Below are 10,023 nucleotides of genomic sequence, written 5' to 3' on the forward strand. Positions count from 1 at the left end.
TGGGGGGGGAAATATGGGCCCTGTTCCAGCATTCTCTGAAAGGGTTGCTGGCGTTTTCCACCTTCAGTCACCTGGGGTTGATCACCCTGCTGTTCGGTCTTAATTCGCCGCTGGCGGCGGTGGCCGGGGTGTTCCATATTATCAATCACGCCACCTTCAAGGCGGGCCTGTTCATGGCTGCCGGCATCATCGATCAGCAGACCGGCACCCGTGACATGCGCCGTATCAACGGCCTGTGGAAGTACATGCCCTACACGGCGGTGCTGGCCATGGTGGCGTCCGCAGCCATGGCCGGGGTGCCGTTGCTGAACGGTTTCCTGTCCAAGGAAATGTTCTTTACCGAAACCCTGCAGTCCGATCAGCTCGGGGCGTTCAGCTGGCTGTTGCCGCTGGGGGCCACACTGGGCGGGGTGTTCTCGGTGGCCTACTCGGCACGCTTTATCCACGATGTGTTCTTCAATGGCGAGCCGGTGAATTTGCCCAAGTTCCCGCCCCAGGAACCGCCCCGTTACATGAAGATTCCGGTGGAGATATTGGTAGCCTTGTGTGTGGCGGTAGGGGTGTTCCCGGCGATTACCGTGGCCGCGCTGCTGGCGGTGGCGGCCACTGCCACCCTGGGCGGTACGCTGCCCGAGTATCACCTGGCGGTGTGGCACGGGCTCAATATTCCGCTGTTGATGAGTGTTATCGCCCTGGTCGGCGGTATCGCAGTGTACGCCTGCCGTCGTCGGCTGTTTGCCTGGTATGCGCGTTTGCCGGAAATTGATGCCAAGCGGGTGTTCGAAGGCCGTATTCAGGCCGTGGTGCGACTGGCCGCTGGCGTTACCCGGCGATTGCAGACCGGGTCACTGCAGGGGTATCTGGCGTGGGTGCTGGCGTTGGTGGCGGCGGTGCTGGTATGGCAGCTGCCCAACCTGGCCAGCTTCACCGGCGAGCGCGCCATGCTGCCAGTGGATGGGGTATCGGTGCTCTGTGCACTGATGCTGATTGCTGCCGCCTTGCTGACCACGGTGCTGCATCGCCAGCGGATGATGGCGATTATCTGCCTGAGCGTGGTGGGGCTGATCGTGTCGCTGATCTTCGTACGCTTTTCAGCGCCGGATCTGGCTCTGACCCAGCTTTCTGTTGAAGTGGTCAGCGTGCTGCTGTTGATGCTGGCCATGTACTTTTTGCCGGCGCGGGCCAAGGCCGATTCCAACCCCCTGCGGGTGAGCCGTGATGCGGTGCTGGCGGTGCTGATCGGCACCGGCGTGGCCGTGGTCGCCCTGCTGGTGATGACCACCGACACCGCCACCATCAGCCCGTTCTTCCTGGAGAACAGTGTTCCCGGTGGTGGCGGCACCAATGTGGTGAATGTGATCCTGGTGGACTTCCGTGGCTTTGATACCTTTGGCGAAATTACTGTGCTGGGTATTGCGGCTCTGGGTATTTATGCCCTGCTCAGTGACCTGAAACTGGCGTCCGCCAAGTACGACCCCTTCGGCCGGCCCTGGGCCCACGACGCTCATCCGCTGGTGCTGGTGACGCTGTCGCGGCCGCTGTTGCCGCTGGCGCTGATGATCGCGGTGTATATCTTCCTGCGCGGCCACAATCTGCCCGGCGGTGGCTTTGTGGCGGGGCTGATTACCTCGGTGGCGCTGCTGCTGCAGTATGTGGCCTCCGGGGTGACCTGGGTGCACAACCGCATCCCCGGTGATTACCACCCGCTGGTGGCGCTGGGTGTGTTGCTGGCCGGCCTCACCGGGGTGGCCAGTTGGGCCTTCGATGCGCCTTTCCTGACCAGCACCTTTACCCATGTGCACCTGCCACTGATCGGCGACTTCGAGCTGGCCAGTGCAATGCTGTTTGATACCGGCGTGTTCCTCACCGTGGTGGGCGCCACCCTGCTGATACTCGCCAACCTGGGCAAGCTGTCGCTGCTGGATGACAAGAAGGAGACCACCTGATGGAATTGTTAGTGGCGCTGATTATCGGCGTGCTGGTGGCCACCGGCGTATACCTGTGCCTGCGTGCGCGCACCTTTTCGGTGGTGCTGGGGCTGACCCTGCTGGGTTATGGGGTGAATGTGTTCCTGTTTTCCATGGGCGGCCTGAAGATCAACCAGGTGGCGGTAGTGGGCGCCAGTGCCGACCCCACCGACCCGCTCACCCAGGCGCTGGTGCTCACCGCCATCGTCATCGGTTTCGCCATGACCGCCTTCCTGGTGGTGCTGGCCCTGCGCAGCCAGGGGGAGCAATACAGTGACCATGTGGATGGTCAGGACGGGGAGCAACGTTCATGACGCACTGGATTATTGCGCCTATTCTGATTCCGGCACTGGCCGGGTTGCTGTTGTTACTGGAGGTCCGCGAGCGGCAACGGCTGCGGCGGGTGACTGGTCTGCTCTCCTGTGTCGCCCTGATACCGGTGGCGCTGGTGCTGTGGCAGCAGGCGGCCCAGGGTGACGTGGGTGTTTACCAGCTGGGCAACTGGCAGGCGCCGTTCGGCATCGTGCTGGTGCTGGACCAGCTCAGTGCCCTGATGTTGCTGCTGACCGCCGTGCTGGCGTTGCCGGCGCTGTTGTATGGCTGCGCCGGTGATGATCGCCGGGGGCCCAACTTCCATTCCCTGTTCCAGTTTCAGTTGATGGGCATCAACGGGGCGTTCCTTACCGGTGATCTGTTCAACCTGTTCGTGTTTTTCGAAGTGCTGTTGATCGCCTCCTACGGCCTGGCGCTGCATGGCCGTGGCCCGGAGCGGGTCAAAGCCGGCCTGCATTATGTGGTGCTGAACCTGGCGGGTTCGGCCCTGTTCCTGATCGCCCTGGGGTTGATCTACGGCACCACCGGCACCCTCAACATGGCCGATTTCGCGGTCAAGGCACAGGCGTTGGAGGGCAGCGACCAGATCCTTCTGACCGTGGCGGTGCTGCTGCTGTGGGTGGTGTTTGGCCTGAAGGCGGCGCTGTTCCCCCTGTATTTCTGGCTGCCAGCGGCTTATGCCAATGCCACGGCGCCGGTGGCGGCGCTGTTTGCCATCATGACCAAGGTGGGCATCTACGCGATCCTGCGTATGCAGGCGCTGGCCTTCAGTGACGGGCCGCTGGCGGGATTGGGGTCCGACCTGCTCTGGTGGCTGGCGCTGGTGACCCTGGCGCTGGCAGCTATCGGTGCTCTGGCGGCGAAACGGCTGGGGGGGCTGGTGGCCTATCTGGTGGTCATGTCCGTGGGCACCCTGGTGGCGGCGCTGAGTCTGGGCGACCCGGAGACTGTCGGTCCTGCGCTCTATTACCTGATCCATTCCACCCTGATCTGCGCGGCCCTGTTTCTGCTCTGCGATCTGCTGCGTCGCTCCCGCGGTGACAGTGAAGACCGGCTGGAATCCGGCCCGCCGCTGGCTTATGGCAACTGGCTGGGTGCGGCCTTTTTTGCCGCTGCCGTGGCGGTGGTCGGGCTGCCGCCGCTGTCCGGGTTTGTTGGCAAGGTGGCCTTGCTGCAGGCCGTGCCCAGTGCGATTTACTGGGCGTTGCTGTTGCTGGCGGGACTGGCTGGCCTGGTGGGCCTGAGCCGGGCCGGTTCCACCCTGTTCTGGCGGGTGCACGGAGAGGTTGTTGACAAGAAACTCGGCAAGCGGCGGGTCCTTCCCATGCTGGCCTTGTTGCTGGCTAGCCCGTTGCTGGCCGTAGCGGCAGAGCCGCTGTTGCAGCTGTGCGCCGGTGTGGCGGATCAGCTGGCGGACCAGACGATATATATCCGGGCGGTGCTGGGAGGTGCGTCATGAAACGATTGCTGCCTTATCCCAGTCTGACCCTGGCGTTGTGGCTGACCTGGCTGCTACTGAACGGCTTCAGTGTGGGCCATGCGTTGCTGGGTCTGATTTTGGCGGTGGTGTTGCCGTTGGGTACCCGTCCCTTCTGGCCACAGGTGCCGCTGGTGCGTGATCGCATGGGGCTGCTGCGCTTCGTGCTGCGAGTGGCCAAGGATATTCTGCTGGCCAACCTGGCGGTGGCCCTCAAGGTGCTGGGGCCGGTGAAGGATCTGCAGCCCGGGTTTGTGGAAGTGCCACTGGACCTGCGCGACCGTTTTGCCATTACCGTGCTCACCAGCACCGTGTCGTTGACCCCGGGCACCGTGTCCGCCGATGTCAGCGAGGACCGTACCCGGCTGCTGGTGCATGCCCTGCATGTGGAAGATCCGCAGGCGCTGGTGGCGGAGATCAAGGAACGCTACGAACGGCCGATCAAGGAGATTTTCGAATGCTAGAGAGTGCTATCTCGTTGACCTTTGGCCTGCTGACGGTGGCCTGGGTGTTGAACCTGTATCGGTTGGTGATCGGTCCCTCCCTGCCGGATCGGGTGCTGGCGCTGGATACCATGTATATCAACAGCATTGCCCTGATCGTGGTGTACGGCATCCAGGTGGACAGCAAGCTCTATTTTGAAGCCGCCATGCTGATTGCCCTGATCGGTTTTGTCAGCACCGTGGCGGTGGCCAAATACATTACCCGCGGCGACATCATTGAATGAACGCCGGAGGCGAGCGGAGCACTTTATGGATATGTTGATCGAATGGTTGGTGGCAATTTTTGTGGTGGTGGGCGGCATTTTTGCGCTTATCGGGTCCATCGGCCTGGCGCGCTTGCCGGACTTCTACACCCGCCTGCACGGTCCTACCAAGGCGACCACGCTGGGGGTGGGCGGCACTATCATTGCCTCCCTGCTGTTCTTTTCCTGGCAGGAGCGCGGGCTGCAACTCCATGAGGTGCTGATCACCCTGTTTTTGTTCATCACGGCCCCCGTATCTGCCCACATGCTGGCCAAGGCCGCCATGCACCGGGATCTGAAACGGATGAAGGGCACGCGTGGGGAGCCCTGGAAGCAATAAGGCAGGTATGAGCTAAGAGCTTCTAGCTGCTAGTTTTGAGCGCCCACTGAGGCGGTGTCTGCGTTTCGGGGTGCTTTGAGTTGGCGTGAAGCGCGGCGAATAGGTTGGAGGTGTGGCGCTTGCCTGTAACCGCGTAGAAGCTCGTGGCTAGCAGCTAGTCGCTGCGTTTCTTGTAAAATCTGTAAAAGATAAAACCGCCTGGAACTTTCCGAAAAAAGCGGCGGTCCTAATCAATAGCTACGGATTGGCACCCCCCGATCCCCCAGTACCCTCGCTGATCCGTAGCATTTTGGACTCCCCAATCTCTCCCCAGAGGTTGGGGCGGCAAGCCTCCCTGGCAGCACAGTCGTTCCCTTCCCCCAAGATTGCTGCCAGGGATTTTTTTTGCCTGCCGTTTGTGCTGGCAGGCCTCAGCAAACTGCAAAATCTTCGCGTTTTTATCTCAGCTTGCTGGCTCTCATCCAATATCAAGCAATCGTTGTGCCAGATTTCCCCGTGTGATAATTACTGCTTTTTGATCAGTGAGATAGGATGTTTTTTCTGCGTTCTCCCCGGTGTTCGTGGCGCACCGTGGTGGGACTGGAGTGCCCTTTAGCGCCAGTTTTGTGACGCACATCGACAGTCGGGCAAAAAAAGAGATGAAGGGCTGGAACTTTTTTCAAAAAACGGCAGTCTCTATAAGTGCGACGGGCTGGAACCCCCGATCCCCCAGTACCCTCACCGGTCCGTCGTGTTTTACCCCGGTCCTCTTCCCCCAAAGAGACCGGGGTGGCAAGCCTCCCCGGCAGCAAGTCGTTCCCTTCCCCCAAGAATTGCTGCCGGGGATTTTTTTGTCTGGAAGAAAGTGGCGAGGTACGAGTACCGAGTTGCGAAAACCTTTCAGAATCCCCAGTGCTTCGTGATCACCGTTTGCCTGCAAGCCATTGAACATTGTCCAGAGGCCCCGGAGGTCAGTGGGCCGGCTGCCACAGAGGCAGATTTCGAAACCGGTTTTGACCTTCGAAACGCGTCACTTCGGATCAGGCGCTGCTATCTCCAACCATTCCCCCAGTTTTTCCCAGGCGTCATCACACCCGGTACCGTTGGTGGCGGAGAATAATTGCAGCGACAGGGGAGCGGGGTGCCCCTTGAGCTGGCTTTGCACCTTCAGCAGGGTGGATTTGGCGGCACCGAACTTCAGCTTGTCGGCCTTGGTCATCAGGATATGGATGGGCATGTTGGCCTGGGCGGCCCATTCCAGCATCATCAGATCGAAATCCTTGAGCGGATGGCGGATGTCCATCATCAATACCAGCCCCACCAGCACCTGGCGTTCGGTCAGATAGTGGTCCAGATGTTCCTGCCACTCGTTGCGTTTGCTTTTGGCGACTTTGGCATAGCCGTAGCCGGGCAGGTCCACCAGCCGTCGCTCGTCGTCCAGGGAAAAGAAGTTGATCAGCTGGGTGCGCCCCGGGGTTTTGGACGTCCGCGCCAGGGATCTCTGGCCGGTGAGGCGGTTGATGGCGCTGGATTTGCCGGCGTTGGAGCGGCCGGCAAAGGCCACTTCCCGGCCCTCGTCAGGCGGGCACTGGTCCAGGCGCTGGGCGCTTTGCAGGAAACTGGCCTGATGGAGCAGGATCTCAGCGGGATGTTGTGGCATAACCTTACCCTTCACATGGAATATGACGGCGCGTGCCAGACTGGTATATAATCCCGTCCGCCTGACCCTCCTGGCGGTTGCCAGGGCGGTCGACGTTCTACAAGGGTTTGACGGGAAAGGCAAATCCACACTTCGCCAGCGGTTGACGCCAGCATAGCAGAGGTAGGATATGAAGGGTTTGGTAGCAGGCATTGCATTGATCATGATGGCAGGAGCGGCCAGCGCCGCCACCGTGGAAGAGCGCTATAACAGTAGCTGCACCTTCTGCCATACTTCCGGCGCCGCCGGTGCCCCCAAGGCTCACGATGAAGCCGCCTGGAAGCCGCTGTTGGCCAAAGGTATGGATACCCTGGTGAAGCACGTGAAGGAAGGGTACAACGCCATGCCGCCTAAAGGCATGTGTAACGACTGTAGCGACGACGAATACCGTGCTCTGATTGAGTACATGTCCAAAAGCAAATAAGACGCTGTACGAAAGGATAGGCCATGAAGTTTTTCAAACTGTTCGTGCTGATGGCGGCTGCCGTAGTAGCCAACCCGACTCTGGCAGCAGGTGATGCTGAGGCCGGTGAAGCAAAAGCCGCGCCCTGTGCGGCTTGCCACGGCCCTGGTGGTAGCAAGCCGATTGCTGGTAACTACCCGAAACTGGCGGGTCAGGGTGAAGCCTACCTGGTCAAACAGCTTCAGGATTACAAGTCCGGTGAACGTGAAAATGCCATTATGGCTGGCCAGGCCGCAAACCTGAGCGAGCAGGATATGGCGGATCTGGGTGCCTATTACGCGTCCCAGGAAGCACAAGCCGGTCAAGCCGACCCGGACTGGGTCGAACAGGGCGCCAAGCTGTACCGCGGCGGTGATATGGCCAATGGCCTGCCGGCCTGCTCCGGTTGTCACGGCCCGGCGGGCCAGGGCATCGATGGCGCCAAATACCCGCAGCTGGCTGGCCAGAACGCCCAGTATGTGGAAGAGCAGCTGAAGGCTTTCCGTGCCGCTGGCCGTAATGACCTGGGGGATAATGTGGTCAAGCGTACCAATGATCCTGCCAGCATGATGCAGACCGTTGCTGCCAAGATGAGCGACTCTCAGATCAAGGCGGTAGCCAGTTATATCACTGGTTTGTCCAAATAGAGCTGATTGGTTACGGTTTGTAGAAAAGGCAGCCTGCGGGCTGCCTTTTTCGTTGTTATCATGAAAAGATAAATGGTCCTCCGTGCGCTGACGGGTTTTTTGCCTGGCCGCGGGAGAAAATAATGATTCCGGCGGTCCTACCGTACGGAGACCAACAATAAGGAGAGGAACCGATGCTTCGCTTTGTGACGGCTTTGCTGATGAGTCTGGGTCTGGCAACCGCTGCGGTTGCGGCCGAAGAACATGCCCGTTTTGCTGTGGATACCCATTACAAGATTCTTGATGTGCCCGGCAATGTGAGTGACCCCAGCAAGGTGGAAGTGCGGGAGTTCTTCTCCTATGCCTGCCCCCATTGTTACTCCCTGGAGCCAGCGATCGATGCGTGGCTGGAATCCAAGCCGGACTTCATCGACTACGTACGTACGCCGGTGCTGTTCCTGCGTAACGCCGAGCCCCTGGCCCGCGCTTACTATGTGGAAGAAACCCTGGGTCTGACAGAGGAAATCCATGCCCCCCTGTTTGATGCCATTCACAAGCACCGTGAGCCGCTGTTCAATGAGCCGGCGCTGGCCAACTTTTTCCGCAAATACGGCGTGGACCCTGACAAGTTCAACCGCCTGTACAGCTCCTTCGGTGTGTCCACCAAGGTCCGTCAGGCAGAGGCGCTGACCAAGGAATACAAGATTCCGGGCGTGCCCAACTTTGTGGTCAATGGCAAGTACCTGGTGTTGCGCGAGAACCTGAAGACCACCGACGAGCTGTTCGAGGTCATCGAGTATCTGGCCAACAAGGAAAAGACTGGCGGTTAATCCATGCTGCTGGACCGTGCACGCACTGCCTATCGTGATTGGAAAGCCCGCCCTGCGGGCTTTTCCTTCGCTCGGGAAGGGGTGCGGCGCACCCGTCAGACCCGTGAAATCCTCCTCCCGGACACGAGCATCAAGCTGCTCAGTTTCAATATCCAGGCGGGTATTGGCAGCCAGAAGTTTGGCGATTACATCACCGGTAGCTGGAAACACCTGGTGGCGCACCCACGCAGCGTGGAAACCATCGAGCAGATCGCCGAGGTGCTGAGCCACTTCGATGTGGTTGGTCTGCAGGAGGTGGATGGCGGCAGCCTGCGCTCACGCAACATGAACCAGCTGGTCCACCTGGCATCGCTGGGCGATTTTGCCTTCTGGCACCAGCAACTCAACCGCAATCTTGGCCGCCTCGGCCAGTTCAGTAATGGCTTTCTCAGCCGTCACCAGCCCTTTGAAGTGAAGGATCACCGGCTACCCGGCCTGCCCGGGCGTGGTGCCATCATCATCAAGTATGGCCATCCCATCCAGCCGCTGGTGGTGGTGGTGGCCCATCTCGCCCTGGGCGAAAAGGTACGCAATACCCAACTGGCCTACCTGACCCGGTTACTTGAAGGCTACAAGTATGTGGTAATGATGGGCGACTTCAATTGCCGTCTGGAGCATCTGGAGGCATCGCCATTGGCAAGCTTGGGACTGCGGACCGTGGAGGCAGACAGCCTCAACACTTACCCGAGCTGGGCTCCGGACCGGCATATCGACCACATTCTCCTTTCCCCGGCGCTGCAATGTCGCCACACCCGCGTGCTGGAAGACTGCCTGCTCTCTGACCATCTGCCGCTGGCGACGGAAATCCTGGTTCCGGACGAGGTGGTGGCGGCGACGCGAGAGCACCGCTTGCCGCTTATAAGTTAATAGTGAACAGTGAATAGTTAATAGTTCGCGATTGAGTTTATGGGTTGCTCCAGCCTTTGAGGCCGCGCCACATTATGGGCCGCGGCCTCTTGCGTTGGGGGCAGAAAGCGTTGCCCGCGCCGCTGTTAACTGTTCACCCTTCACTGTTAACTATTGCGTCCCATCACCGGCCCATGGGGAAAAACATGAAGCGAATGCTCTGCCTGCTTTGCTTGCTGCTGCCCGGCGCGGCCTTTGCCGATTGCCCTCGGGTGTCTGGTCAGGAAGATGACCGTCGTGCCAATGCGGGCTGTGTGATTCTGCATGACGACAAGGTTCTGCTGATCAGCCATCGCTGGGGCGGCAAGTTGGGGGTGCCTGGCGGTACCCGTGAAGCGGATGAGCTGGCCCAGTGTACGGCGCATCGCGCGACCAGTGAGGAAACCGGGTTGGCGGTGACGGTGGGGCGGCGGCTGGCAGTGATGAAGAACGGCTTCCATCTCTACCGCTGCTATCCCGATCAGGTGTTGTCGCCAGAGCCGCGACCAGTACCGACCTCGGCGCTGGCCGAGGTAAAGGTGCTGGATTGGCATTCCCTAGAGTCACTGGACCGGGACAGCTGGCGTTTTGGCTATCAGTTCGATCTGTTTCTGGAGGTGGTGGGTAGCGCCATCCTGGAGGAGCAAGCAAACCCGCAGTG

General features: G+C 60.2%; 12 protein-coding genes. 11 read left to right on the forward strand and 1 reads right to left on the reverse strand.

Translation table 11 applies throughout. From position 1 onward, the window contains the following. From mbhE to ACFE0K_RS13410, 6 genes are all read left to right on the forward strand, one after another. A partial coding sequence (gene mbhE, locus ACFE0K_RS13385; protein ID WP_434536533.1) for a hydrogen gas-evolving membrane-bound hydrogenase subunit E occupies nt 1-1,946 on the forward strand: 1,946 nt, incomplete at its 5' end. Continuing rightward, nucleotides 1,946-2,281, forward strand: a complete 336-nt coding sequence (locus tag ACFE0K_RS13390; protein ID WP_434536534.1) for a Na+/H+ antiporter subunit C — start codon at nt 1,946-1,948, stop codon at nt 2,279-2,281. The genes mbhE and ACFE0K_RS13390, both read left to right, overlap by 1 nt. After that, nucleotides 2,278-3,759 carry a monovalent cation/H+ antiporter subunit D gene (locus tag ACFE0K_RS13395; RefSeq protein ID WP_434536535.1) on the forward strand — a complete coding sequence of 494 codons (1,482 nt, stop codon included), beginning with the start codon at nt 2,278-2,280 and terminating at the stop codon, nt 3,757-3,759. The genes ACFE0K_RS13390 and ACFE0K_RS13395 overlap by 4 nt, the downstream gene beginning before the upstream one ends. Then, nucleotides 3,756-4,241: a Na+/H+ antiporter subunit E gene (locus ACFE0K_RS13400; RefSeq protein WP_434536536.1), complete on the forward strand. Its 486-nt coding sequence runs from the start codon at nt 3,756-3,758 to the stop codon at nt 4,239-4,241. Before ACFE0K_RS13395 ends, ACFE0K_RS13400 begins: the two co-directional genes overlap by 4 nt. Then, a complete protein-coding gene (locus ACFE0K_RS13405; RefSeq protein WP_035245990.1) occupies nt 4,235-4,504 on the forward strand; it encodes a K+/H+ antiporter subunit F in 270 nt (89 codons plus the stop codon). Before ACFE0K_RS13400 ends, ACFE0K_RS13405 begins: the two co-directional genes overlap by 7 nt. Before the next feature lie 25 nt (nt 4,505-4,529). Continuing rightward, a complete protein-coding gene (locus ACFE0K_RS13410) occupies nt 4,530-4,862 on the forward strand; it encodes a Na+/H+ antiporter subunit G (RefSeq protein WP_434536537.1) in 333 nt (110 codons plus the stop codon). A 1,009-nt stretch (nt 4,863-5,871) separates the two neighbouring features. Here ACFE0K_RS13410 and yihA read toward each other — a convergent pair. Beyond that, a complete protein-coding gene (gene yihA, locus ACFE0K_RS13415) occupies nt 5,872-6,501 on the reverse strand; it encodes a ribosome biogenesis GTP-binding protein YihA/YsxC (RefSeq protein ID WP_434536538.1) in 630 nt (209 codons plus the stop codon). Nucleotides 6,502-6,670: 169 nt separating this feature from the next. Here yihA and ACFE0K_RS13420 point away from each other — a divergent pair, with 169 nt between their 5' ends. From ACFE0K_RS13420 to ACFE0K_RS13440, 5 genes are all read left to right on the forward strand, one after another. After that, the gene (locus ACFE0K_RS13420; RefSeq protein WP_434536539.1) at nt 6,671-6,964 is read left to right on the forward strand and encodes a c-type cytochrome; all 294 of its coding nucleotides are present in this window, start codon (nt 6,671-6,673) and stop codon (nt 6,962-6,964) included. A gap of 23 nt (nt 6,965-6,987) precedes the next feature. Next, a complete protein-coding gene (locus ACFE0K_RS13425; protein ID WP_434536540.1) occupies nt 6,988-7,629 on the forward strand; it encodes a c-type cytochrome in 642 nt (213 codons plus the stop codon). A 173-nt stretch (nt 7,630-7,802) separates the two neighbouring features. Beyond that, nucleotides 7,803-8,438, forward strand: coding sequence for a thiol:disulfide interchange protein DsbA/DsbL (locus ACFE0K_RS13430; RefSeq protein ID WP_434536541.1), 636 nt, complete (start codon nt 7,803-7,805; stop codon nt 8,436-8,438). Between the two features lie 3 nt (nt 8,439-8,441). Beyond that, the gene (locus ACFE0K_RS13435; protein ID WP_434536542.1) at nt 8,442-9,344 is read left to right on the forward strand and encodes an endonuclease/exonuclease/phosphatase family protein; all 903 of its coding nucleotides are present in this window, start codon (nt 8,442-8,444) and stop codon (nt 9,342-9,344) included. Nucleotides 9,345-9,529: 185 nt separating this feature from the next. Then, nucleotides 9,530-10,023: NUDIX hydrolase (locus ACFE0K_RS13440; RefSeq protein ID WP_434536543.1), on the forward strand; the 494-nt coding region annotated here is incomplete at its 3' end.

Source organism: Alcanivorax sp., assembly GCF_051117345.1.
GTDB lineage: Bacteria > Pseudomonadota > Gammaproteobacteria > Pseudomonadales > Alcanivoracaceae > Alcanivorax.

Bases quoted from the DNA above. Each gene is read 5' to 3' on its own strand.
- ACFE0K_RS13395 (WP_434536535.1), top strand. From the start codon at position 2,278: ATGACGCACTGGATTATTGCGCCTATTCTGATTCCGGCACTGGCCGGG.
- ACFE0K_RS13425 (WP_434536540.1), top strand. From the start codon at position 6,988: ATGAAGTTTTTCAAACTGTTCGTGCTGATGGCGGCTGCCGTAGTAGCC.
- ACFE0K_RS13430 (WP_434536541.1), top strand. From the start codon at position 7,803: ATGCTTCGCTTTGTGACGGCTTTGCTGATGAGTCTGGGTCTGGCAACC.
- ACFE0K_RS13390 (WP_434536534.1), top strand. From the start codon at position 1,946: ATGGAATTGTTAGTGGCGCTGATTATCGGCGTGCTGGTGGCCACCGGC.
- yihA (WP_434536538.1), bottom strand. From the start codon at position 6,501: ATGCCACAACATCCCGCTGAGATCCTGCTCCATCAGGCCAGTTTCCTG.
- ACFE0K_RS13405 (WP_035245990.1), top strand. From the start codon at position 4,235: ATGCTAGAGAGTGCTATCTCGTTGACCTTTGGCCTGCTGACGGTGGCC.
- ACFE0K_RS13400 (WP_434536536.1), top strand. From the start codon at position 3,756: ATGAAACGATTGCTGCCTTATCCCAGTCTGACCCTGGCGTTGTGGCTG.
- ACFE0K_RS13420 (WP_434536539.1), top strand. From the start codon at position 6,671: ATGAAGGGTTTGGTAGCAGGCATTGCATTGATCATGATGGCAGGAGCG.
- ACFE0K_RS13435 (WP_434536542.1), top strand. From the start codon at position 8,442: ATGCTGCTGGACCGTGCACGCACTGCCTATCGTGATTGGAAAGCCCGC.
- ACFE0K_RS13410 (WP_434536537.1), top strand. From the start codon at position 4,530: ATGGATATGTTGATCGAATGGTTGGTGGCAATTTTTGTGGTGGTGGGC.